Source organism: Cystobacter fuscus, from assembly GCF_044360685.1.
Lineage (GTDB): Bacteria > Myxococcota > Myxococcia > Myxococcales > Myxococcaceae > Cystobacter > Cystobacter fuscus_C.
Genome location: NZ_CP043491.1, coordinates 10,357,980 through 10,382,236, shown reverse-complemented (window position 1 = coordinate 10,382,236; position 24,257 = coordinate 10,357,980). Strand labels below are relative to the sequence as shown.

At 70.8% G+C, this 24,257-nt stretch carries 17 protein-coding genes; 13 read left to right on the top strand and 4 right to left on the bottom strand.

From position 1 onward, the window contains the following. The first annotated feature begins 27 nt into the window (after nt 1-27). Together F0U63_RS42515 and F0U63_RS42510 are read left to right on the top strand one after the other, a co-directional pair. Nucleotides 28-528 (top strand): RNA polymerase sigma factor, encoded by a 501-nt coding sequence (locus F0U63_RS42515; protein WP_395839808.1) that lies wholly within the window; start codon nt 28-30, stop codon nt 526-528. Further along, a complete protein-coding gene (locus tag F0U63_RS42510) occupies nt 525-2,165 on the top strand; it encodes a zf-HC2 domain-containing protein (protein ID WP_395839805.1) in 1,641 nt (546 codons plus the stop codon). The genes F0U63_RS42515 and F0U63_RS42510 overlap by 4 nt, the downstream gene beginning before the upstream one ends. Before the next feature lie 26 nt (nt 2,166-2,191). Here F0U63_RS42510 and F0U63_RS42505 read toward each other — a convergent pair whose 3' ends face one another. Beyond that, a complete protein-coding gene (locus F0U63_RS42505; protein WP_395839802.1) occupies nt 2,192-2,812 on the bottom strand; it encodes a DUF4230 domain-containing protein in 621 nt (206 codons plus the stop codon). A 48-nt stretch (nt 2,813-2,860) separates the two neighbouring features. Between F0U63_RS42505 and F0U63_RS42500 the strand changes: the two genes are divergently transcribed. Beyond that, on the top strand, nt 2,861-3,472 hold the full coding sequence (locus F0U63_RS42500; protein ID WP_395839799.1) for a 2OG-Fe(II) oxygenase: 612 nt from the start codon (nt 2,861-2,863) through the stop codon (nt 3,470-3,472). 6 nt (nt 3,473-3,478) lie between these two features. Here the strand turns inward: F0U63_RS42500 and F0U63_RS42495 are convergent, their stop codons facing one another. Further along, a complete protein-coding gene (locus F0U63_RS42495) occupies nt 3,479-4,699 on the bottom strand; it encodes a zinc-dependent alcohol dehydrogenase (protein ID WP_395839796.1) in 1,221 nt (406 codons plus the stop codon). Nucleotides 4,700-4,862: 163 nt separating this feature from the next. Then, a complete protein-coding gene (locus F0U63_RS42490; protein WP_395839793.1) occupies nt 4,863-6,365 on the bottom strand; it encodes an HD domain-containing protein in 1,503 nt (500 codons plus the stop codon). Between the two features lie 170 nt (nt 6,366-6,535). Between F0U63_RS42490 and F0U63_RS42485 the strand changes: the two genes are divergently transcribed. The 5 genes from F0U63_RS42485 to F0U63_RS42465 all read left to right on the top strand — a co-directional run bounded on the left by F0U63_RS42485 (nt 6,536) and on the right by F0U63_RS42465 (nt 10,763). Further along, nucleotides 6,536-7,246, top strand: coding sequence for an Imm52 family immunity protein (locus F0U63_RS42485; RefSeq protein WP_395839790.1), 711 nt, complete (start codon nt 6,536-6,538; stop codon nt 7,244-7,246). A gap of 128 nt (nt 7,247-7,374) precedes the next feature. Continuing rightward, on the top strand, nt 7,375-8,952 hold the full coding sequence (locus F0U63_RS42480) for an RAD55 family ATPase (RefSeq protein WP_395839788.1): 1,578 nt from the start codon (nt 7,375-7,377) through the stop codon (nt 8,950-8,952). Further along, nucleotides 8,949-9,314, top strand: a complete 366-nt coding sequence (locus F0U63_RS42475) for a response regulator (RefSeq protein ID WP_395839786.1) — start codon at nt 8,949-8,951, stop codon at nt 9,312-9,314. Before F0U63_RS42480 ends, F0U63_RS42475 begins: the two co-directional genes overlap by 4 nt. Nucleotides 9,315-9,518: 204 nt before the next feature. Beyond that, nucleotides 9,519-10,529, top strand: coding sequence for a serine/threonine-protein kinase (locus F0U63_RS42470; RefSeq protein ID WP_395848513.1), 1,011 nt, complete (start codon nt 9,519-9,521; stop codon nt 10,527-10,529). 18 nt (nt 10,530-10,547) lie between these two features. Beyond that, the gene (locus tag F0U63_RS42465; RefSeq protein ID WP_395839783.1) at nt 10,548-10,763 is read left to right on the top strand and encodes a hypothetical protein; all 216 of its coding nucleotides are present in this window, start codon (nt 10,548-10,550) and stop codon (nt 10,761-10,763) included. Between the two features lie 7 nt (nt 10,764-10,770). On the opposite strand, the gene queF is transcribed toward F0U63_RS42465, so the two are convergent. After that, on the bottom strand, nt 10,771-11,190 hold the full coding sequence (queF, locus tag F0U63_RS42460) for a preQ(1) synthase (protein WP_395839780.1): 420 nt from the start codon (nt 11,188-11,190) through the stop codon (nt 10,771-10,773). A gap of 178 nt (nt 11,191-11,368) precedes the next feature. On the opposite strand from queF, the gene F0U63_RS42455 reads away from it, so the two are divergent. From F0U63_RS42455 to F0U63_RS42435, 5 genes are all read left to right on the top strand, one after another. Next, nucleotides 11,369-13,318, top strand: coding sequence for an ATP-binding protein (locus tag F0U63_RS42455; RefSeq protein WP_395848512.1), 1,950 nt, complete (start codon nt 11,369-11,371; stop codon nt 13,316-13,318). Between the two features lie 134 nt (nt 13,319-13,452). Then, nucleotides 13,453-18,006 carry a glutamate synthase large subunit gene (gene gltB / locus F0U63_RS42450; RefSeq protein ID WP_395839777.1) on the top strand — a complete coding sequence of 1,518 codons (4,554 nt, stop codon included), beginning with the start codon at nt 13,453-13,455 and terminating at the stop codon, nt 18,004-18,006. Nucleotides 18,007-18,010: 4 nt separating this feature from the next. Beyond that, nucleotides 18,011-19,474 carry a glutamate synthase subunit beta gene (locus tag F0U63_RS42445; protein WP_395839774.1) on the top strand — a complete coding sequence of 488 codons (1,464 nt, stop codon included), beginning with the start codon at nt 18,011-18,013 and terminating at the stop codon, nt 19,472-19,474. 111 nt (nt 19,475-19,585) lie between these two features. After that, a complete protein-coding gene (locus F0U63_RS42440; protein WP_395839772.1) occupies nt 19,586-20,200 on the top strand; it encodes a glutathione S-transferase family protein in 615 nt (204 codons plus the stop codon). A 99-nt stretch (nt 20,201-20,299) separates the two neighbouring features. Then, nucleotides 20,300-24,163, top strand: coding sequence for an SNF2-related protein (locus F0U63_RS42435; RefSeq protein ID WP_395839769.1), 3,864 nt, complete (start codon nt 20,300-20,302; stop codon nt 24,161-24,163). Nucleotides 24,164-24,257: the final 94 nt, after the last annotated feature.

Below are 24,257 nucleotides of genomic sequence, written 5' to 3'. Positions count from 1 at the left end.
CTGGACGGTCCCTGGTTCGCTGCCTTCGTGAGGGAGCATGAGGCGGTGCTTCATGCCACCGCGCTCCGGCTGTGCGGCAATTCCACGGACGCGCGGGATCTGGTGCAGGACACCCTCGAGAAGGGCCTGCGCAACCTCGCGCGCTTCCAGCCAGGGTCGAATGGACGGGCCTGGCTGCTCACCATCCTCAACCACCTCTTCATTGACCGGTGCCGCTCGCGCAAGCGAGAACCCCGTGAGGACGTGTCCCCGGAGACCCTCGAGGAGCACGTGGCGCAACCCGAGCGCGAGGACGCTCCGGCGTGGGCCTCGCTGGGGCCGGACGCCCTGCATGCCGCGCTGGAGCGGCTTCCCGAGGAGTTTCGCACCGTGTACCGGCTCCACGCCCTGGAGGGCCGCTCCTACCAGGAGATCGCCCAGAGTCTGGGCATCCCCAAGGCCACGGTGGGTACGCGCCTCATTCGCGCGCGCCGCCGGTTGAAGGATCTGCTGCTCCCCCTCACCAGCGGACAGGACGTCTCCCGATGAGCACGCCCATCGATGAAGAGATTCATGATCGGCTGCATGCCTTCGTGGATGGCGAGCTGGAGCCCGCCGAGGCGGAGGCCTTTCGCGACCACCTCGGGGAGTGCACGCGCTGCCAGGAGGAAATGGAGGACGTGCTCCAGCTCCAGTCCCTCGGTGAGCAGCTGGCGCGGCAACAGGCCTCCCCTCCGCTGCGGAATACCTCCCGCCCGGAGAGGGCCCCGAGGGGGCGAGCCTTCCGCACCGTCTGGGCCCACCGCACCTGGCTGGCTTCCGCGGTGGGCGTGTCGCTCGCCGCGGCCCTGCTCCTCGTCCTTCCGCGGCTGTCGGGCTCGGAGCAGTGGGGGCCCGAGGCGCTGGCGCTGGGGCCGACCCGCTCCCTCGAGGGACGGCTGAGCTGGCGGGGGACGAGCACGTACCGGCCCTATGCGGTGAACCGCTCGGGCAACGAGCGCCCGACGGATCCGGTGCCGCTCAAGGTGCTGGTGCGGCTGGAAGAGGAGGGGGACTTCCAGGGCGTCGCGGCGGCGCACCTGCTGCGAGGCGAGCGGGAGCAGGCCGCCGAGGCCCTCGAGCGGGCGCCCTCCACACCGGACGCGGACAGTGACCGGGCCCTGGCCTTGCTGTCCAAGGGCGAGCTGGAGGCGGCGCTCAGCCTGCTCGAGGACGTGCTCGAGCGGGACCCGAACCATTCCGCCGCGTTGTGGAACCGCGGGCTGGTGTTGCGTGAGCTGGAGCTGAACATCCTGGCGGCCCAGGCCTTCACGCGCGTGGCGGCGCGCGACGAGCCGGGCTGGAGCACCGAGGCGCGCGAGAGGGCCGCGTCGTTGAAGGCCCGGACCGAGGCGCGCTCCCGCCGGTGGGAGGTGGCCAGGGCCGCGAACAAGGCGCTGCTCGAGAAGGGCACGCCCCTGCCCGAGGGGACGCTGCGTGATGCGCCGTCGCTCGCGCGCGAGCACCTGTACCTGTCGGTCTGGTCGGCCCCGAGCGCGCAGCGCCTCCGTGAGCTGCTGCCCCTGGCCCGGGAGCTGGACGCCCATTATGGCGCCCGGGTACTGGAGCCCTATGTCGAGCGCATGGCCCGGCGTGACTTCCGCCAGCGAGGACCGCTGGCGGCCACCTTCTCCGAGGTGCTGGCGGGACGGAGCGCCCCCGGCGCGGCGGAGACCTTCATTCGGAACATCCAGGCGGCGGGCGAGACGGATCTGTTGTTGGGGGCACTGCCCCTGCTCGGACTGCTCCCGGCCCGGTTGGACGAGTACACGCGGGCGGCGCGCGAGTTGGGAGATCCGTGGTTCCTGATGGACGTGGAGCTGCGACGCGCCGAGGTCCAATTCGCGCAGACCCGTCTGGGTGAGGCCGAGGCCACGGTGCTCACGGCCCTGCCCGAGTGCGAGCGGCAGGGGCTGGATGCTCGATGTGGGGAACTCGAGTCGTTCCTCACGCACCTCTACACGGTGCAGCATCGGTTGGTGGAAGCGCGCGAGCACGCGCTCCACGGTGGGCAGCGCGCACGCGCCACGAACAACATGGAGTTGGAGACGCGGTTCCTCCAACACATGAGCAACATCAGCCGTGACCGGGGCGCGTTCGCCCTGGCCCGGGCCTACTCGAATGAAGCGGCTTCACGGCTGCCCTAGGTCTGCTCGTGTCCCGCGGCGCGCGCTCACCCCGCGCTGGCCTTGGGCGGGAGCACGTCCACCACGTTCACCTCGCGAAAGCCCACGGAGAAGAACAGCACCCGCAGGGTGTTCTCCGCCGAGCGCCGGGCGCGCTCCCTGAGGCGGGCGTCCGCCTTCACCTCGCGCTCGAAGGCCTCGCGCGCCTTCTCCAGGAGCTGGGTCGTCTCCGCGCTGTCCAGGTTGGAGCCGATGATCTCCGTCTCGCCCGGCTTGAGCTCCACCTTCGTCTCCAGCGGGGGGAGCACCACGTCCACGCGCGAGCCCTGCACGCGCAGCGCGGAGTCATCGAGCCGGCCGAAGTCGTAGCCGAGGTGCACGTCGGCGAAGACGATGGCGCGGCCCCGCGGCGTGTGCAGCGAGTAGCTCGCCCAGTTGATGACGTCCTTCCAGAGCGAGTTCGTGCTCTGCGGCTCCGGCGAGAACTCCACCTTCTTGTAGAGGGAGACCGTGAGGGTCTCCAGCCTCGCCACCTCGCGCACGCGGGTGACGAGCGCGGGCGTGTCCGGCAGGGCGGGCGCCTTGGGACGCATCAACAGGAAGGTGCCCACGGCACCGGCAACCAGGGCGAGAACGACGACCACCACCCGCACGAGCAGACGCACCATGGTCCGCCATTCTAGGCCATCTGGAGGTGCGGTAGGGTTCGCCCCGCCATGCACCCCCTGTCCCTGCGCGATGAGGAAGTCCAAGCACTCGGTGAGCACGGCTGGTTCACCCGCGAGGGCTTCCTCGGGGAGGCCGAGGCCCAGGCGCTCCTCGTGGAGGCGAGGGCGTGCGTGGAGGCCGGCCGGCTGCGGCCCGCGGGCATCCGCCGGGGCGCGGATCTCACCCTGGACCGCTCCACGCGGGGCGACTTCATCACCTGGGTGGAGCCGGGAGAGGCCGACACCGCCTTCGGCCGGCTCCGGGACACGTACACCGCGCTCGGGGAGGCCCTGTCGGCCGAGGCCTACCTGGGGCTCGGACGCTTCGATCTCCAGCTCGCCTGGTATCCGGGCGCGGGCGAGCGCTATGCCCGCCACGCCGATGCCTTCCCAGGCCAGTCCAACCGGCGGGTGACGGCCATCTACTACCTCAATCCGGAGTGGACGCCGGAGCACGGGGGCCTCCTGCGCCTCTACCCCGGGGGGGAGCCCGTGGACGTGGAGCCCCGGCTCGATCGGCTCGTCGTGTTCCTCAGCGAGCGCATCGAGCACGAAGTCCTACCCGCGCGGGCTCCCCGGCTCGCGCTCACGGCCTGGTTCTACGGCCGCGATGCGGGGTGAGCCGGCTCAGGTGAGCAGCTGTGGCTCGAGCTCCACCTTCAGCCAGCCCGGCTGACGCACGTCGAAGGCGCGGTAGGCCTCGATGGCGCTGGTGATGGGCTGCACGCGCGTGAGCAGCTCCGTGGGGTCCACGGCGCCCGTGCGCACCAGATCGACGAGGTGGGGGATGTACTTGCGGTGGTGGCAGTTGCCCATGCGCAGCGACAGGTTCTTGTTCATCGCCATGCCGATGGGGAAGGTGTTCATCTGCTGCGGGTACACGCCGATGATGGACAGGGTGCCCGCCTTGGCGAGCGCCTCCACCGCCCACATCACCGCCTGCATCGGCGCATCGCCCTGGACCCAGTTGTCCCCGTGGGACTTCGTCTTGGGCGCCGCTTCCTTCTGCTCGCGCTTGAACTCGGCCTTGAGCGTGTCGGCCTTCTTGCCCGCGGGGCCGTGGTGCGCGTGCATCGAGTCCACGCCCACCGCGTCGATGGCCCGGTCCACCCCGATGCCGCCCGTCAGCCGCACGAGCGTCTCGACGGGATCCTCCTCCTCGAAGTTGATGACCTCGGCGCCCTGGGCCCGGGCGGCGTCGAGCCGGTCCTCGTGGCAGTCGATGGCGAAGATGCGTCCGGCGTTCATCAGCCTGGCGCTCAGGATGGTGAACTGGCCCACCGGCCCGCAGCCGAACACCGCTACCGTGTCACCCGGTTTGATCTCCGCCAGGTCCGCGCCGAAGTAGCCCGTGGGGAAGATGTCCGACAGGAGGATGGCCTGCTCGTCGTTCACCTCGTCCGGAAGCTTCACCAGCCCCACGTGCGCGAAGGGGATGCGCGCCTTCTCCGCCTGCAGGCCATGGAAGGGGCCCGACATCGCCGGCCCGCCGAAGAAGGCCGTCCCGGCGCGCTTGCCATTGGGGTTGGCCACGTCGCATTGCGCGTAGTAGCCCGAGCGGCAGTACGAGCAGCTCCCGCAGGCGATGGTGGAGGGAATCACCACCCGGTCGCCCACGCGCAGGTTGCGCACGTCCTTGCCCAGGGCCTCGACCACCCCCACGCCCTCGTGCCCGAGGATGGTGCCCGGCACCATGCCCGGCATCGTGCCGCGCACCATGTGCAGGTCCGTGCCACAGATGGCACTCGCCGTCAGCTTGACGATGGCATCCGTGTCCTCCTTGAGGACGGGCTCCTCCACGTCGTCGAGCCGGATGTCTCCAATTCCATGAAAGACGACCGCCTTCATTGCCGCTCCTTCTCCCCTCGGGGGACGCCGGGCGCCAGGGACGCCACCGGTCTGGACTCTTCCCGGTGAGGAGTGGCCACGTGCCCGTGCGGGTGCCAGCGGCGGATGCTTCCCCTCGTGGAGGGCAGGCGGCGGGGGGACCGGCCGCCATGGGCGGGGATTTTCAGCGGCCGACGTGGAAGGTCAGCCGCTTGCCGAAGACGCGGCGGAAGAGGGCCACCTCGCGCTCGGCGGACCACAGCTCCAGGTCCACCGGCTGGCGCGCCTTGAGGTGCAGGGCCACCGCTTCCCGGCCATTGGTGGCGCGCATCTCCTTGATGGGTTGGTGATGGCTGCCGTCCAGCGCGTTGGCGATGCGCAGCAGCGTGGCCAGCTTGCGCACCAGGCGGGCCTCGGCGGCGCTCAGCCCCTGCATCCCCGAGTGGTTGAGCTCTGGTGGGCTGCGCTGGTGGTAGCGCGCCACCCGCGCCACCAGCTCGCGCTCGCGGTCGGCCAGGCCCGGGATGTCGCCGTGGTGGATGAGGTAGTAGGCGTGCTTGTGGTGGCGCTCGTAGCTCACGGCGTTGCCCACGTCGTGCAGCAGCGCCGCCGTCTCCAGGTAGGGGCGGGCGGACAGGGGCAGGTTGTGCAGCGCCGCCAGCTCGTCGAAGAGCGTGAGCGCCAGCCGTGTCACCTGGCGCGCGTGCTTCTCGTCGAAGAACAGGCGCCGCCCCATGGCCACCGCCGCGTCCGCGAGCGAGTGGTCCTCCCGCGTCTCGTCCTGCCGGTAGAGCAGGTCCACCAGCAGCCCATCCCTCAGGCCCCGGTTGACCGCGGCGATGCTCTCCACGCCCAGGTGCCGCGCCGTGCGCTCGAGGATGGTGGCACCCGCGACGATGATGTCCGCGCGCCGTGGATCGAAGCGCTTGCGCCGCCGCTCGGGCGTCATCTCCGCCAGCGTCTCCACGCTGCTCTGCAACTGGCGCAGGGACGCGTGCGCCGTGCCCTCGCTGGCCGCGAAGCCCACCACCGCGCTGATGGTGCCCGAGGAGCCCAGGGCCATGCGCGGCAGGCCCGGAAGGCGCTCGGGGATGGCCTTGCGCAACTGTTCCTCCACGTAGCTGCGCATCAGCCGCAACTGCTTGGGCGTCACCTTGCCGGCCGCGTCGAACATCTCCGTGAGCCGCACCGAGCCCATGGCCAGGCTCCACAGCTCGTCCGGCTTCTCCCCGGTGGCGAGCACCACCTCGGTGGAGCCTCCTCCGATGTCCACCAGCAGCGAGCGGACGTTGGGGGGCTTTCTGTGCAGCACGCCCAGGCAGATGAGGCGCGCCTCCTCCTTGCCGCTGACCACCTCCAGGTTGAGCCCCGCCTCGTCGCGCACCCGCTGGACGATCTGCTGCTGGTTGCGCGCGTCGCGCATGGCGCTGGTGGCCACCGCGCGCACCCGGGCCTTGTGCCGCCGGCACAGCGCCGCGTAGCGCCGCAGCGTGGACAGGAGCCGGTCCGCCGTCTCCTCGGGCATCATCCCGCTGGCGAACACCCCTTCTCCCGGGCGGATGGGATCTCGCTCCTGGTGCAGGGTTTCCAGGGCGCCGTCGGCGTCCGGCCGCGCCAGTTCCAGGCGCACGGCGTTCGTGCCCACGTCGATGGCGGCGAGCACGGTTTGGAGGGGCGGAGTGGCCATGGAGACCCTGCTTACCAAAGTTCCAGGGGCCTCTTCGGTGACAGATTGGGGCTCGCGCGCCCACTTGGAACGCCCCGCCGGGTGCTGGGGCGCCAGGGCCGGGTGTTTCCTCCCGGTTCCGATGCGCTTCCGGGTGGTGCCTTTGTTACCCATGGCGTATGACATGGCGGATGGAACGTTTCCAGGCGGGGGCGCATTGGGGAGGCCGCAAGGAGTCCGCCGCGGCGTGTGCCGCGCGGGCGGAGGAGTTCTTCCGCCTGCTGGCCGGGTGCGATCCGGCCTATTCGCGCTGGTTCGAGTACGCGTACTCCCGCAAGAACGCGCTGCGGCTGCCCTTCGAGCCCACCGCGGAGACGTTCCTGCGCTTCTTCGAGCGCAAGAAGTACCGGCTCGGCCGGGATGCCTTCTACTTCGATGCGTGGACGGGGCAGGAGCAGACGGGACGGGGTGGGTTGCTCAACCTCACCTGTGGCTCGGGGACGCCCTTCTACGCCAATGGCTGTCTGCTCCACCTGCCGCGCCAGGGGGCGGCCGCGCAGCGCGTGCTCACCGTGCCGGTCCTCAAGCAGGTGGTGCGCGCCATGGTGCGGGCCTGGGAGCCGGACCGGTGCGCGGTGGTGTCCGAGACGGATCCCTCCGCCAGGCGGGTGGTGGAGGCGGATGGCGCGTGCGTCGGCTGGCTCACGTACTTCTCGCGGGCGCATGGACGCGTTCCCGCCCTGCCACGCCCGGTGCGCGTCGAGCCGGTGGAAGAGCTGGGCACGCTCATCGTCCTCACGCCGGAGCCCTTCTCACCGGGCAATCCGGCGCACGCGGAGCTGGCCGGGCGCGTCCGCGAGCGGCTGGAGCGCTCGGGCCTGTTGCCCGCCCGGGCCGGGTGAGGTTTTTCGCGGCATCCGTCCTCCACGTGACGATTGGCCCACGTCCGCGGCTTTCCGCGTGCTAGGGCGCTCCTGGCTTGTGGCAGATCCCTCAGCGCGGGAATGACCTTGGGAGCACGGCAGGCGGCATGAGCGGATCCGAGACGGACAGTTCGGGGCAGCCTCCGCGCGACGAGCGCGTCGAGAGTGGCATTCCCCGCCTGGATTTCATCCTCAAGGGAGGCTTCAAACAGGGCGGCATCTACGCGCTGATGGGCCCGCCCGGCAGTGGCAAGACGATCCTCGTCAACCAGCTGTGCTTCAACCACATCGACAAGAGCGAGGGGCGGTGCGTCTACATGACGCTGCTCATCGAGTCGCACGCGAAGATGCTGCGCCACCTCGCGTCCTTGCGCTTCTTCCAACTGGAGCACATCCCCGACAAGCTCTACTACATCAGCGGCTACAAGGTGGTGCGGGACCAGGGCTTCGGTGGGCTGTTGGAGCTCATCCGCGGCACGCTGCGCGAGCGCAAGGCCACCGTCTTCGTCATCGACGGCATGGAGAGCGCGGAGCAGTTCGCCCCCACCGCCCAGGCCTATGGCGAGTTCGTGCACTCCCTCCAGGCGCTCGCCAGCCTCCTGGGGTGCACCACGTTCCTCGTCTCCAACGTGCGCGAGCGCACGCACACGGAGAACGCCCTGGTCGACGGCGTCGTCGAGCTGTCGGATCGGCTCATCGGTCCGCGGGCGGTGCGCGAGCTGACGGTGCACAAGTTCCGGGGCAGCGACTATCTCCGGGGCCGTCACGAGGTGGAGATCTCCTCCGATGGCATCTCCATCCATCCCCGGACCGAGGTGCAGTTCGCCCACCCGGGCCCCTCCGCCCGCGAGTCGCGTCCGCGCATGGCCTTTGGCCTGCCCCGCTTCGACGAGATGCTCGGGGGCGGCCTGCTCTCCGGCTCCACCACCGCGCTGGTGGGCTCGCCCGGCACGGGAAAGACGCTGCTCGGCCTGTCCTTCCTGGTGGAGGGGGCGCGGCGGGGTCAGCGGGGCATGTACTTCGGCTTCTATGAGCCTCCCCCGCGCCTCATCGAGAAGGCCGAGGCGGTGGGCATCCCCCTGGAGCGCTACGTCCAGGACGGCAGCATCGCGCTGGAGTGGCAGCCTCCGCTCGAGCACCTCATGGACTCGCTGGCCGAGCAGATGCTGGAGAAGATCCGGGCCGCGCCGGAGCGGGAGCACCGGCGCCTGTTCGTCGACGGGGCCGAGGGCTTTCGCGCCGCGGCGGTCTACCCGGAGCGCGTCCCCATCTTCCTGTCGGCGCTCACCAACCAATTGCGCTCGCTGAACATCACCACCGTCATCACCGACGAGCTGGAGCTGTTCCAGTCCGAGCTGGTGCTGCCCACCCCCGAGCTGGCCAATGTGGCCGAGTCCGTGGTGCTGCTGCGCTACGTGGAGTTGCGCTCGCAGATCTACCGGCTCTTGTCCGTCATGAAGATGCGCGAGAGCCGGTATGACAGCTCGCTGCGCGAGGTCCACATCACCCCCAGCGGCATCGATGTGGCCGACTCCTTCCAGAGCGCCGAGGCCATCCTCAGCGGGCGTGGGCGCGTGCGGGAGGCGCGCGTGGCGACCACGGACGGGAAGGCTCCGAAGAAGGGCTCGGCCCCCCTCAAGCCGGCGGGCAAGAAGCGCGCGCGGCCCTCCAGGAGGGGCCGTTGAAGACCATCCTGGTCGTCGAGGACGAATTCGACGTGCAGCAGGTCGTCGCCGACGTGCTGAGGGACGAGGGCTATGAGGTGTCCGTGTGCGGCACCGGCGCCGAGGCGCTGCGGCGCCTGAGCGAGTCCCACCCGGATGTCGTCCTCCTGGACGTGATGCTCCCCGTGCTCTCCGGCATCCAGGTGCTGGAGGTGATGCGCAAGACGCCGGGCCTGGATCAGGTGCCCGTCATCCTCATGAGCGAGGCCATCCCCAGGACCGCCCACGCCCACTCCTGGCAGCTCTTCCTCAAGAAGCCCTTCCGGCTTGAGCAGCTTCTGGACGCGGTGAACGGCCTGGCCGCCCCGGACGGGCGGGGCTGAGCCCCTCACTCCCCGTGTGATGGGATGTGCACGGGTGTGCGGTGAACGGCGATTTCTACCGCGGGGCTGTGCATCCCTCCGGACGGGTCGACGCCCCCGGGACGAATCGCTACCCTCGCGGCCGTGCCCTCCACTGACAAACCCGTCGTCAAACATCGCAAGATAGGTGCCTACCGCGTGCTCGGAGAGCTGGGCCGTGGTGGCATGGCCCAGGTGTACCGAGGGCTGCACGAGATGCTGCAGCGCGAGGTGGCCATCAAGGAGATGCTCGCGGACCCGCTGAGGGACAAGGAGTCCGTGTCGCGCTTCCGCCGCGAGGCGCTCGCGCTCGCCGCCTTCCGCCACCAGAACATCGTCACCCTGTACGATCTGGTGGAGAAGAACGACGTGCTCTTCATGGTGATGGAGTACGTGGATGGGCCCACGCTGCACGAGCTCATCAAGGAGGGCGCGCTGCCGCCGGAGGTGGGGGCCGCCGTGGGGGCGCGCATCGCCGACGCGCTGGAGCACGCGCACTTCCGCCGCATCATCCACCGCGACCTGAAGCCCGCCAACGTGATGCTCACCAAGGCGGGGGACGTGAAGCTGATGGACTTCGGCGTGGCCAAGGACGTGGGCCTGGAGGCGCTCACCGCGCAGGGCATGGCGGTGGGAACGCCCTCGTACATGTCCCCCGAGCAGGTGACGGGGGCGCCCATCGACGGGCGCACGGATCTGTTCTCGCTCGGGGTGCTGCTGTACGAGTCGCTCGCCGGGCAGCGCCCCTTCCTGGGCCGCAACGCGGGCGAGGTGTTCGCCCGCATCCGCGAGGGCGCCTTCAAGCCGCTGCACAAGGTGGCGCCCCAGGTGCCCAAGGCGCTGGCGGACATCATCCACCGTGCGCTGCGCGTGAAGCCCGAGGAGCGCTACCCCAACGCCGCCGCCATGCGCCGCGACCTGGAGGCCTTCCTGTCGCCCCGCCTGGGCATGTCCTGCGAGGCCTTCCTCGTGGGCTTCCTGCGCCACCGCGAGAAGCTCACCGAGAGCGAGGCGCTGGCCCACCTCACCCAGGAGGAGCTGGGCGTGGCGGGCAACCTCGCCAAGGAGTCGGCGCCCGTGCGGCCGTGGAAGCGCTGGCTCGCCGCCTTCGCCATCGCCGCCGGGGGGGTGGGGGCTGGACTGCTGTCCACCCAATCCTATTGGATGGAGCTCGTGCAGCGGCTCTCCGTCCGCTGACGCATCCGGAGTGGCTCCATGGGAAAGATTCTCACCGCGGTTCTTGGTCTCGCCCTGCTCGGGGGCGGTGCGTGGTACGCCCTGAATCGCGCGGCGGCGGTGGACTCCACCGCCTCGGGCACCAGCGCGCCCAAGCGGCAGCTCGACAACGTGCGCGGCGCCGCCAGCCGCATCGAGTCGGAGGCGGACGCGCGCGCGAAGGAGCTGGAAGCGAAGATGCGGGCGGACCCCTGACGGGGGTCTACTTGCGGCGCGCCGGGGCGGCCTTCTTCGCGCTCCGGGCCGGCTTCTCGTGGGTGACGGTGATCACCGTGCCGATACCGCCGCGCACGAAGAAGTCCCCCTCCACCGTGAGCTTGCGCGGCTGGATGGCGCGCACGATGTCGTCGGCGATCGTGTTGGTCACCTTCTCGTGGAAGGCGCCCTCATTGCGGTAGGACCACATGTAGAGCTTGAGGCTCTTGAGTTCCACGCATAGTGTGTCCGGCACGTAGCGGATCCGGAACCGGGCGAAGTCCGGCTGCCCCGTGAGGGGACAGACGCAGGTGAACTCCGGCACGTCGAAGGCGATCTCGTAGTCGCGATCCGGCGCGGGGTTGGGGAAGGCCTGCAGCTCCTTGGTGGGCTGGGTGGGTTGGGACGGGGCACGTTGAGAAGCCATGGCGGATGTCGTCTAACACACACCTCGGGGATTCCAGTCGCCAATGGTGAACGCTCTCCCGCCTCCTGGGCTGTCGGGTTGTCCGGCCCTCAACGAGATCGACACCTGGGAAGGCAGGAGTGAACCGGGCCACCTTGTCGGCGAGCGAGGCAGGGCGTAACTCCTCATGTTGTCCCCCATGCTGCCGCCTGATTTCCAAGATCTGATCGCGTGCGTTCCCCAAGGGGTGATGCGCTTGGGCGCGGATCTGCGGGTGGAGTGGCTGGAGCCGGGCTTCACCGCCAAGACGGGAGTGGCGCTCAAGGTGGGCGACTCCGTGCTCTCCGCGCTGGAGTCCGGGCGGGGCCGGGATGACCTGGAGCGGGCCCTGCGCGAGGGACGCAGCCACTCGGGCCACGTCATCACCGTGGGACTCAAGCAGACGCGCATCCAGGCGCGGCCCTGTCGTCCCGGCATGCCCCCGGGGGCCTGGTTGCTCTTCGAGTCCTCGGGCGCCGACGACGACGTGGCCTTCTCCCAGGCGCTGCAGGAGATCGCCCGCGAGGTGGGCGAGACGCTGGACGTGGACAGCGTGTGCAAGGCGGCGGTGCTGGCGGTGGTGCGCTGCGCCCAGGTGCGACGGGCGGAGGTGTTCCTCGCCGAGGATGGCCAGGCGCCTCGCCGGGTGGCGGTGTCGGATCTGGCCAACACCGAGACGCCCGACGATGCGCTGGACCAGCACGCCGACTCCTTCGAGGCGGCGCTCGTCACCCGCCAGCCCCAGATTGGGGTGCAGCGCGGGGTGGGGGACTCGGCCGGCTCCATCTTCGCCGCGGTGCCCCTGCTGTCGCAGAAGCGCGCCCTGGGGCTGCTCGTGCTCTACAAGGAACAGGGCCGCTCCTTCTCGCTGCGCGAGCTGGAGTTGTGGAGCGCCGCGGCCGGGCAGGTGGCGGTGTCCGTGCAGAACGCGCGCCTGTTGCGCGAGGCCCAGGCGGCCCTGCGGGTGCGCGAGGAGTTCATGTCCATCGCCTCGCACGAGCTCAAGACGCCGCTGACCCCGCTCAAGCTCACGCTCTACTCCATGGAGCGGAGAATCGCGCAGGGCCTGCCGGTGGAGCTCTCCAGCGTCATCAAGTCCAAGCGCCAGGTGGAGCGGCTGGCGGGGCTGGTGAATGACTTGCTGGACGTGTCGCGGCTGGAGCTGGGGCGGCTGTCGCTGCAGCCCGCGCCCCTGGAGATGGGCCACCTGGTGGCGGAGGTGGTGGACCAGTTCCGCCATGCCTTCGCGCGTCCCTTCTCCCTGGTGGTGCCGCGCGAGCACATCTGGGTGCGCGGCGATCGGGACAGGCTGGAGCAGGTGCTCGTCAACCTGCTGGAGAACGCGAACAAGTACAGCCCGGCGGGCGAGTCCATCGGCGTGGAGGTGGAGTCGCTGGCGGGCCAGGCCCGCATCCACGTGAAGGACCAGGGCATCGGCGTGCCCGCGTCGGATCAAGCCCGGCTCTTCGAGCGCTTCTACCGGGCGGCCAACTCCTCGCATCGCCACTTCGGTGGCCTGGGGCTGGGCCTGTTCATCAGCGACTCCATCGCGCGGCTGCACGGCGGCGCGCTGTCCATGGCGAGCGCCGAGGGGCAGGGCTCCACCTTCACCCTGTCGCTGCCGCGCATGCCGGTGGGCGAGGTGCGCCGGCTGCCCCGGCGGGTGCTGCTGCTCGACGAGGATCCAAAGCAGGAGGCGGCGGCCGAGCGGGTGCTGTGCGCCGAGGGCTTCGAGGTGCTCACCGCCAACGGGGGCGTGGAGGCGCTTCGCCGGGCCTCGGTGCTGCCCGTGGACCTGGTGCTGCTGTCCTCGAGTGTTCCACCCACCCACCTGGGCATCTTCCTGGCGGCCTTCGCGGAGCTGCCGCGCGCCCGGCCCATTCCCATCGTCCTGGCCGGAGCCACCCGGCCCGCCTGGGCCCAGCCGGACACCGCCGTGTGTGCCCGGCCCTACCACGGCGCCGAGCTGCTCGCCGCGGTGCATGCCCTGATCGGCCCCCGGGAGGAAGGCAGCTACTCCGGTGAGCCCTCGGGCGTCACGCTCGCCGCTCCCACCCCCTCGCTGGAGCCCCTGGCCGCGCTTCCGGCCGCCTCCCAGCTGCACTCCTAGGGAAGACAACGTTCTCACGCCCGACCGCCTGCTCCAAGCGCTGGCGTGCGGACTCTTTTTCCCCTCCCCGGAAGCAACGCGTTAGAGTTGCCGGTTCACGCGTGGTTCCATCCGCCGCGAGGGGAGCACTACTGATGCTGGACCGAGGCCCGGGCCGTTATGGATTGTACGAGCCGGACACCGAACACGATGCCTGTGGAGTGGGATTCGTGGCCCACATCCGGGGCGAGAAATCGCGCAGCATCGTCGAGGAAGCGCTCGAGCTGCTCAACCGGCTGAGCCACCGCGCCGCCGCGGGCAGGGACCCGGAGACCGGAGACGGTGCCGGCATCCTGCTGCAGATTCCCCATCGCCTCTTCGAGCGGGAGCGGCTGGGCTTCACGCTGCCGCCGCGCCGCCAGTACGCCATCGGCATGGTGTTCCTCCCGGCGGATCCCGAGGCCCGCATCGCGTGCGAGGCGGCCCTGGAGCAGGTGGTCACCGACGAGGGTCAGCGCGTGCTCGGCTGGCGCGACGTGCCGGTGCAGCCCGAGCACCTGGGCCGGCTGGCGCGCGAGCGTGCGCCCGTCATCCGCCAGCTCTTCGTCGCCCGGCGCCGCGTGGTGCCCAGCGCCTTCGAGCGCAAGCTGTTCCGCATCCGCAAGCTCACCGAGCGGCGCATCCAGGATCGCGACCTGGATCCGGATGGCCAGTTCCACGTGGCCAGCTTCTCGGCGGAGACGCTCATCTACAAGGGACTGCTGCTGCCCCGGCAACTGCCGCTCTTCTACCCGGACCTCCAGCACCCCGAGTGCGTGAGCGCCCTGGGGCTCGTGCACTCGCGCTTCTCCACCAACACCTTCCCGACGTGGGACCTGGCGCAGCCCTTCCGCTACATCGCGCACAACGGGGAGATCAACACGCTGCGCGGCAACCGCAACTGGATGAACGCGCGGCGCGGCCTCTTGCAGTCGGCCAAGTTCGGCGGGAGCCTGGAGCCGCTCTTCCCCATCATCGTCCCGGGCAAGAGCGACTCGGCGCAGTTCGACAACATGGTGGAGCTGCTCTTCCTGGGTGGCCGGCCGCTGCCCCACGCCATGATGATGATGATCCCCGAGGCGTGGGAGGGCCACACGCTCATGGGCGACGAGCGACGCGCCTTCTACGAGTACTCCAGCGCGCTCCTGGAGCCGTGGGACGGACCCGCCGCCATCGCCTTCACGGACGGGCAGCTCATCGGCGCCACGCTGGACCGCAACGGCCTGCGCCCCGCGCGCTACCTCGTCACCGAGGATGATCGCATCATCCTCGCCTCGGAGACGGGCGTCATCGACGTGCCCGCCGCCCAGGTGCGCCGCAAGGGCCGCCTCACCCCGGGCCGCATGCTGCTGGTGGACACGCTCGAGGGCCGCATCCTCGAGGACGAGGAAGTCAAACGCGACATCACCACGCGCTGGCCCTACCGCCGCTGGCTCGAGCGCAACGTCGCCACGCTGGATGACCTGCCCAACGAGCCCGCGCCGCCCCGGCCCGACAGCGAGGAGCTGTGGCGCCAGCAGCGTGCCTTCGGCTACACGGACGAGGACGTGCGCCTCTTGCTCAAGCCCATGGCCGAGGAGGGCAAGGAGCCCACGGGCTCCATGGGCACGGACACGCCGCTGGCCGTCCTCAGTGACCAGGCGCCCACGCTCTTCAACTACTTCCACCAGCTCTTCGCGCAGGTGACCAACCCGCCCATCGACCCCATCCGCGAGTCGCTGGTGATGACGCTCGCCACGGGCCTGGGCCCCGAGGGCAACACCTTCGAGGAGACGCCGGAGCAGTGCCACCGCCTGTCCCTGCCGGGCCCCATCCTCACCAACGGGCAGCTCGCCACGCTGGCGGCCATCCGCAACGAGGGCGCCTTCGAGACGCAGCGCGTGAGCCTGCTCTACCCGCTGCATGAGGAGGGCGCGAGCCTGGAGGCCGCGGTGGAGCGGCTGTGCACCGAGGTCATCGAGGCGGTGGACGCGGGCGTGAGCATCCTCGTGCTCAGCGACCGGGGCGTGGACGCGGCCCATGGGGCCATCCCCGCGCTGCTCGCCGTGTCCGCGGTGCACCAGCGGCTCGTGCGCGACGGCATCCGCATGTACACCGGCCTCGTGCTGGAGACGGCCGAGGCGCGCGAGGTGCACCACTTCGCCTGCCTGTTCGGCTACGGCGTCTCGGCGGTCAACCCCTACCTCGCCCTGGACTCCCTGCGCGCCATGGCCGAGGCGGGTGAGCTGACGGTGGACGCGGACAAGGCCGAGGCCAACTTCGTGCACGCCGTCGAGGAGGGAGTGCTCAAGGTGATGAGCAAGATGGGCATCTCCACGCTCCAGTCCTACCGCGGCTCGCAGCTCTTCGAGGCCGTGGGCTTGGAGCGCAAGCTGGTGGAGCGGCACTTCACCGGCACGCCCTCGCGCGTGGAGGGTGTGGGCCTGGCGGAGCTGGGCCGCGAGGTGCGCGAGCGCCACGCGCGGGGCTTTGGCGCCGCGGCCGAGTTCGAGGTGGAGCAGCTTCCCGTGGGCGGCCAGTACCAGTGGCGCCGCCGGGGCGAGACGCACAAGTGGAACCCGTCCACCATCGCCTTGTTGCAGCAGGCGGCGCGCACCAACGACGCCGCGGCCTTCGCCGAGTACTCCCGCCTGGCGGATGACGAGAGCCGCGCGCACTGCAACCTGCGCGGGCTGCTGGTCGTCGCGGAGGAGGGGTGTACGCCCGTGCCGCTGGAGGAGGTGGAGCCCGCGAGCGCCATCGTCCGGCGCTTCGTCACTGGCGCCATGTCCTTTGGCTCCATCAGCGCCGAGGCCCACGAGACGCTCGCCATCGCGATGAACCGCATTGGCGGGCGCTCCAACAGCGGCGAGGGCGGCGAGGAGGCGCGCCGCTACATTCCGGACGAGAACGGCGACCTGCGGCGCAGCGCCATCAAGCAGGTGGCCAGCGCCCGCTTCGGCGTCACCACCGAGTACCTCGTCAACGCCGCCGAGCTGCAGATCAAGATGGCCCAGGGCGCCAAGCCCGGCGAGGGCGGACAGCTCCCCGGACCCAAGGTGGACGAGAGAATCGCCAAGGCGCGCTGGAGCACGCCCGGCGTGACGCTCATCTCCCCGCCGCCGCACCACGACATCTACTCCATCGAGGACCTGGCGCAGCTCATCTACGACTTGCAGTCGGTGAACCCCACGGCGCGCGTGAGCGTGAAGCTCGTGAGCGAGGTGGGCGTGGGCACCATCGCCGCGGGCGTGGCCAAGGCGGGCGCGGGCGGCGTGGTCATCTCCGGCTACGAGGGCGGCACGGGCGCCTCGCCCCTGTCGAGCCTCAAGCACGCGGGTCTGCCGTGGGAGCTGGGCCTCGCCGAGGCGCAGCAGGTGCTCGTGCACAACGGCCTGCGCGGCCGCATCCGCCTGCAGGTGGACGGCGGTCTGCGCACCGCCCAGGACGTGCTCGTCGCCACGCTCCTGGGCGCCGAGGAGTACGGCATGGCCACCGCGAGCCTCATCGCGCTCGGCTGCATCATGCTGCGCAAGTGCCACCTCAACACCTGCTCGGTGGGCATCGCCACCCAGGACGCGGGGCTGCGCGAGCGCTTCCACGGCAAGCCCGAGCACGTGGTGAACTTCTTCTTCATGGTGGCCGAGGATCTGCGCCGCCGGATGGCCGCCCTGGGCGTGCGCCGGCTGGACGAGCTGGTGGGCCGGGTGGACCTGCTGCGGCAGTTGCCCGCCTCGGACCACTGGAAGGCGAAGAAGGTGAACCTGTCCTCCCTGCTGACGCCCTCGCGCGCCCCGGAGACCGAGGACCGGCGCTGTGACACGCCCCAGGTGAAGGACGTGTCGGACCACCTGGACCACGAGCTGATCCTCCAAACCAAGGCCACCTTGGATGGGGGCTCGCCCACGCTGCTGGTGCGGTCCGTGAGCAACACCCACCGCGCGGTGGGCGCCATGCTCTCGGGAGACATTGTGCGCCGCTACGGAGCCCAGGGGCTGCCGGATGGACGGCTGCGCGTGCGCCTCAGGGGCTCGGCGGGACAGAGCTTCGGGGCGTTCCTCGCCAACGGCGTGACGCTGGAGCTGGAGGGGGATGCCAACGACTACCTCGGCAAGGGGTTGTCGGGCGGGCGCATCATCGCCTATCCGCCGCAGGACAGCCGCTTCGTGCCCGAGGAGAACGTGCTCGCGGGCAACACGGTGCTCTACGGCGCCACGGCGGGCGAGGTGTACCTGCGCGGGCTCGCCGGCGAGCGCTTCGCGGTGCGCAACAGCGGTGCCCAGGCGGTGGTGGAGGGCGTGGGCGACCACGGCTGCGAGTACATGACGGGCGGTGTGGTGGTGGTGCTCGGTCCCACGGGGCGCAACTTCGCCGCGGGCATGAGCGGCGGCACGGCCTTCGTGCTCGACCGGGATCGCTCCTTCCGGGGCCGCTGCAACCTGGAGATGGTGGAGCTGGAGTCGTTGGTGGACGAGTCGGAGCTGTGGCTCGTGCACGGGATGATTGAACGGCACCTGCACCACACCGGCAGCACGCTGGCGCGGCGGGTGCTCGACAACTGGGAGCTGATGGTGCCGCAGTTCGTGAAGGTGATGCCCACCGACTACAAGCGCGTGCTCCAGGCCCGCCGCGCTTCCCGCCGGCCCCCTCCGGCCCAATTGCAGCGCCTGCACGTCGTGGGAGGAGAGTAAGACCATGGGCAAGACGACGGGTTTCCAGGAGTGGAAGCACGTGCCCGCGCCGAAGCGGGAGAAGTCCGAGCGCCTCAAGGACTGGCGTGAGTTCACCCACCCCCTGCCCGCCGACGAGGCGAAGCGGCAGGCGGGGCGATGTATGGACTGTGGCGTGCCCTTCTGTCACCAGGGCTGTCCGCTGGGCAATCCCATCCCCGAGTTCAACGACGCGGTGTACCGGGGCAAGTGGAAGGAGGCCTTCCTCGCGCTCAGCGGCACCCACAACTTCCCCGAGTTCACCGGCCGCCTGTGCCCCGCGCCCTGCGAGGCCGCGTGCGTGCTCAGCATCGATCAGGATCCCGTCACCATCGAGCAGATGGAGAAGGAGATCATCGAGCGCGCCTTCGCGGAAGGCTGGGTGAAGGCCCATCCGCCCGCGCACCGCACCGGCAAGCGCGTGGCGGTGGTGGGCTCGGGTCCCGCGGGGCTCGCGGCGGCGGCGCAGCTCAACCAGGCGGGCCACCACGTCACCGTGTTCGAGCGGGATGACCGGCCGGGCGGCATGCTTCGCTACGGCATCCCCGACTTCAAGCTGGAGAAGTCCGTCATCGACCGGCGGCTCAAGCTCCTGGAGGAGGAGGGCATCGAGTTCCGCTGCGGCGTGGACGTGAGCCGCGCTCCGGGCTGGCGCGCGCTGCGCGAGCAGTACGACGCGCTCGTGCTGGCCGTGGGCGCCCAGCGCGGCAAGGACCTCACCGTGCCGGGGCGCGAGCTGTCCGGCGTGGTGATGGCCATGGACTACCTGACGCACCAGAACCGGGTGGTGGCGGGCCTCGCCTCGCTCGAGCCCCGGTTCAACGCGGCCGGCAAGCGCGTCATCATCCTCGGCGGTGGCGACACGGGCTCGGACTGCCTGGGCACGGCGCTGCGCCAGGGCGCGGCGCACGTGATGCAGGTGTCGTACGCGCCCCCGCCCCCCGCGGTGCGGGCCCTGAACAACCCGTGGCCCCGCTGGCCGCTCGTCTTCCGCACCTCGTCCAGCCAGGAGGAGGGCGGCCAGCGCGAGTTCGGGCTGGTCACCCAGCGCCTGGAGGGGCAGGACGGCCAGCTCAAGGCCCTGCACTCGGTGAAGGTGGAGCTGACGACGGGGGTGGACGGCAAGCCCGCGCTCACGGAGATTCCCGGCTCGCAGACGGCCCACCCGGTGGACCTGCTCGTGCTCGCCATCGGCTTCACGGGGCCGGACAGCCACACGCTGTCCGAGGAGCTGGGCGTGAAGCTCACTCCCCGGGGCACCGTGCAGGTGGACTCCCACTTCGCCACCTCGGCGCAAGGGGTGTTCTGCGCGGGCGACGCGAGCCGTGGGGCGAGCCTCATCGTCTGGGCGTTCGCGGACGGGCGCGAGACGGCTCGCTCCGTTGACGCGTACCTCTCCCGGGGCACCTCCGCGCTGCCCACGCGCGGCAAGGACTGCGCCGTCGGCTGAGGCGCCCGGCTGAAGTGTGTGCTTCCCGTCCTTGGACGCATCGGGGCGGGATGAGCGCGCGGGGTCTTCGCTAGCCTCGCGCCGCTTCAATCCCCTCGAGGAGGCACACACATGAAGGTCTACGGTCATCCGATGAGCACCTGCACCCGCAAGGTGCTCACCACGCTGGCGGAGAAGGGTCACACGTCGCACGAGTTCGTGCTGGTGGACCTCATGAAGGGCGAGCAGAAGTCGCCCCAGTACCTGGCCAGGCATCCCTTCGGCGTCATCCCCTTCCTGGAGGATGAGGGCTTCTCGATGTACGAGTCGCGCGCCATCATCCGCTACCTGGACGCGCGGCTGCCGGGCCCCAAGCTCACCCCCAGTGACTACCCCTCGCTCGGCCGCATGGAGCAGTGGATCAGCGTCGAGCAGTCCAACTTCACGCCCCACTGCATGGACATCGTCCGTGAGCTGGTGTTCAAGCGCGGCGGCAAGCCCGACCTGGACAAGGTGAACAAGGGCCGGGATGCCTGTGCCCGGGCGCTCGACGTCGTCGACCGGGCCCTCCTGTCGCAGGGCCACCTCGCGGGGGATCTCTTCTCGCTCGCGGACATCTGTTGGCTGCCCTACTTGCAGTACCTCTCGATGACGCCCCATGCCTCGCTCATCACCGAGCGGCCCCACGTGAGTTCGTGGTGGCGGCGCATCAGCGCCCGCCCCTCGTGGAAGAAGGTCACGGGGTAGTCCGGGTCTCTCCGGCGGGACGGTGCCTTCCCGGCTGCCCTGCATGATGGCGGGTTCGGAAACGAGCCCGCCGCGCCTCCGGGAGTTATCCTGGAGGTCATGTCGCGGCAACCACTTGCGAAGTCGTCCTCGTCCGTCCCCTCCCGGCTGTCTCCCTGGCTCGAGCCGTCCCGGTTGAGGGAGCTCGTGGAGGCCCGGGTCTACGCCCGGGGCGAGGAGCTGGCTGACACGGGGCGCGTGACGCGGTGGGCGGTGACGTCCACGGGCCTGGAGGGGGTTGTCCGGGGCCGGGGCCGCGCGCTCCACGAGGTGGCGCTCTCCCTGGACCAGGAGGGGCTGAATGGAGATTGCTCCTGCGAGCGCTACCTCCTGAGTGGCTTCTGCGAGCATCTGGTGGCGCTGGCCCTGGTGGGGAACAGGGCCCCGCCTCCCGAGTCGCGGACTCCAGGGGAAGTGCGGGCGTGGCTGGCGGACCACCAGGTCGCCCACCTGGAGCGTGTGTCCCTGCTGGAGGTGAAGCCCTTCCTGCCGCGCTCGGCCGGTTGGCGCTCCCTCCTGTATCGGATCGCCCACCACCCCCTGGTGTCGCTCCTGGACGGGACCCTGCGGCCTTCGTTCCTGAGCGGGGCTCAGCGTGACGTGGCGGAGCGCGCGGCCTGGGCCCGGGTACAGGCCGAGGTCGAGTCCGTGCGTCGGGGACTGGAGCGCGAGCGCCTCCATCCAGGGCCTCCCGTCCCCACGGACGCGCGGCTCGCTCCCCTGGTTCAGGGGCTGTATCGGCTCCGGGGCCGGATCCGTGAGCAGGCCGTGCCCCGGGAGCTGCCCACGAGTTCCCTCACCCTCGTCATTCATGGCGAGCCTCCCTCCTTCCTCGTGTACGAGCTGCCTCCCGGCCATGCGCACATGATGGAGGGGGAGGCGACTGGCTCGCGGGCGGTGAGGGTGGATCCGTCGCGGGTGCTCGAGGGCGGGGAGGCGGTGGCGTGCTCGCACTGCGATCCCTCGCGTCCCGCGCGCTGTGTCCATGCCCTCTCCGCGGTGGACGGGGTGCTGGAGGCCCTGAGCGACACACGGCGGGTGGAGGAGAATGCCCGGCTCGCCGAGCGGCTCTTCGTGGAGCCGGGCCGCAAGCTCCTGGAGGCGCTGGACAAGGCCCGGGTGTTGGCGGACGTCCGCTCCGCTCCGGCTTCGAGCGCCCAGGTGAGCTTCCGTCTGGAAGGGGCGGAGTCCCATGCGCCCCGGTTGCGGCCCCTGCTGCACCGGCCCGCGAAGAAGGGAGGCGTGTCGAAGGGGAGCCTCGTGTCGTCCCGTGACACGGCCGAGGCCCGTGAGTTCCTCACTTCTCCCGAGGAGGAGCAGGCGTTCGAGCTGTGCCTGTTGATGGAGCGGCAATACGGCGAGGCCGAGCGCCACCCCTTGCTGGTGCAGGCCTTGAAGCTGCTCGCGCACGGCCACCGGTTGGTGCTCGATTCCCGCCGGGATGCACCACTGCGGGTGCGCTCCCTGCCTCTCGGCTTCTCCGTCGATGAGGGGGAGGTGGGGGAGGACGAGCTGTGGGTGCTGCCGAGCGTGGAGGGGCTCGAGGTGCTGGAGTGGGTCCGGGGAAAGCTGCGCGACCGGTCCCCCACGCCATGGCTGCTCGTGCACGGCGAGGCGCCCGAGCCGCCGGAGCTGGTGTTGGTGTCCGTCTCGCCCGCGGCGATGGCGGTGTTGCGCACCGTGGTGGAGCACGGCGGGCGGCTGCCGCTCGCATGGCGCGCGGAGCTGTTGGATCGGCTCGGCGGCGTGGAGTCGGCCTTTCCGCTCTCCCTTCCACCGGCGCTGGAAGGGCGCGAGGTACCGGCCGAGCCGGGGCTGCTGCTGCGCCTGAGGCTCACCGGTGGCGAGGTCCTGGAGGGACAGTGGTTCGCGAGGCCCCTGTCCGGGGCCCGGCCCCGGGTGCCGGGAGAGGGGAGCGAGCTCGTTCGGGGCTCGCGTGAGGGCGAGCGCGTGTGGACGCGCCGGAACCTGGAGGACGAGCGGGCCCGGGTGGCCTCGGCGATGGAGTGGCTGGGCCTGCCGATGACGGAGCCGGGCCGCTTCGAGCTGGAGGGCGCGGAGGCGTCGCTCGGCTTGTTGGAACGCCTGGAGGAGCCGGGACGCCCCGCGTGGGACGTGGAGTGGGAGGAGCATCCCTGGCGCGTGGTGCGGACACCGGATGCGAAGGGGTTGAAGGTGTCGGTGCACCGGGAGCGGGATTGGTTCAGCGTGAAAGGGGGTGTGCGGGTCGAGGACGAGCGGATGGAGCTGGCGGTGCTGCTGGACGCGCTGCGGCGGGGTCACCGGTACGTGCCCCTGGGCAAGGGCCGGTGGCTGCGGATCACCCAGGAACTGCGTGGGCAGCTCCAGCCGTTGGCGGACGTGGCGCATGCCTCGCGGGGCCATTGGGAGGTGGGGGCGGCGGCGGTGCCCGCGCTGGACGCGCTGGCCGAGGCGGGCGCCGACGTCCAGGAGCCTCCGGACTGGAGTCGGCTGGCCGGACGCATCCGGCAGGCGGGGCGCCTGGAGGTGCCGGTGCCCGCCGGGCTCCGGGCCGAGCTGCGCGACTACCAGCGCGAGGGCTTCGAGTGGATGGCACGGCTGGCCGAGTGGGGTGGGGGAGGGTGCCTGGCGGACGACATGGGGTTGGGCAAGACGCTGCAGACGCTCGCGCTGCTGTCGCGCCGCGCGGACGAGGGCCCCGCGCTGGTGGTGGCGCCCACCTCGGTGTGCTTCAACTGGATGCGCGAGGCGGAGCGCTTCACGCCGTCCTTGAAGATGCATGCCTACCGGGACGCGGAGCGCGAGGCGCTGTTGCCCCGCGTGGGCCCTGGGGACGTGGTGGTGGTGAGCTACGGCCTGCTGACGCGCGAACTGGAGCGCTTCACGCCCGTGTCCTTCGCCACGCTGGTGCTGGACGAGGCCCAGGCGGTGAAGAATCCCGACACGGCGCGTGCCCGGGCGCTGCGCTCGCTCCAGGCGGGGGCGCGCATCGCGCTCTCGGGTACGCCGGTGGAGAATCGCCTGTCGGAGCTGTGGAGCCTCTTCCGGCTCGTCTTCCCGGGACTGCTGGGCAGCCGCGAGTCCTTCCGCCAGCGCTTCGCGGGACCCATCGAGCGGGACAAGGATCCCGAGGCGCGTGCAGCGCTGGCGCGGCTGGTGCGGCCCTTCCTGTTGCGGCGCACCAAGGCGCAGGTGGCGCGCGAGCTGCCCGCCCGCGTGGAGACGGTGGTGCCCATCTCCCTGTCCGAGGCGGAGCGCCGGCTGTACGAGGACACGCGCCTGGCGGCACTCGCCCGCATCGAGAGGGCGGAGGGGCTGGAGAAGCGCTTCGCGGTGCTGGCGGCCCTCACGCGCTTGCGGCTGGCGGCGTGTCACCCGCGCCTGGTGGACGCCGACTCACCGGTGTCGTCCTCCAAGCTGGAGCGCCTGCTGGAGCTGGTGGACGGGCTGCGCGCGGAGGGGGGCCGGGCGCTCGTCTTCAGCCAGTTCGTCAAGCACCTGGCCCTGGTGCGCGAGGCCCTCGACGCGCGTGGCGTGTCCTTCCAGTACCTGGATGGGGCGACACCGGCCGCCGAGCGGGAGGCTCGCGTGACGGCCTTCCAGGGGGGCGAGGGAGACGTCTTCCTCATCTCCCTGAAGGCGGGTGGCACGGGCCTCAACCTCACCGCGGCGGACCATGTCTTCCACCTGGACCCCTGGTGGAACCCGGCGGCCGAGGATCAAGCCACGGACCGGGCCCACCGCATCGGTCAGACCCGGCCCGTCACGGTGATGCGCCTCATCGCCGAGGGCACCATCGAGGAGGCGATCCTCGCCTTGCACGAGGAGAAGCGCGACCTGGCCAACAGCCTGCTGTCGGAAGCGGATGGCGCCGCGGCGCTCTCCACTGAACAGCTCCTGGGCCTCTTGCGCGCGAGCACCGAGGGGGAGCGTGCTGGCTGAGCGGAGGTTTCCGCCTCGTCGCGGGGGGCGGGTTCCTGGAAGAGCGGGTAGGAGGGGACGCGCGCGGGGAGGCGGTGCTAGGGTGGCCATCGGC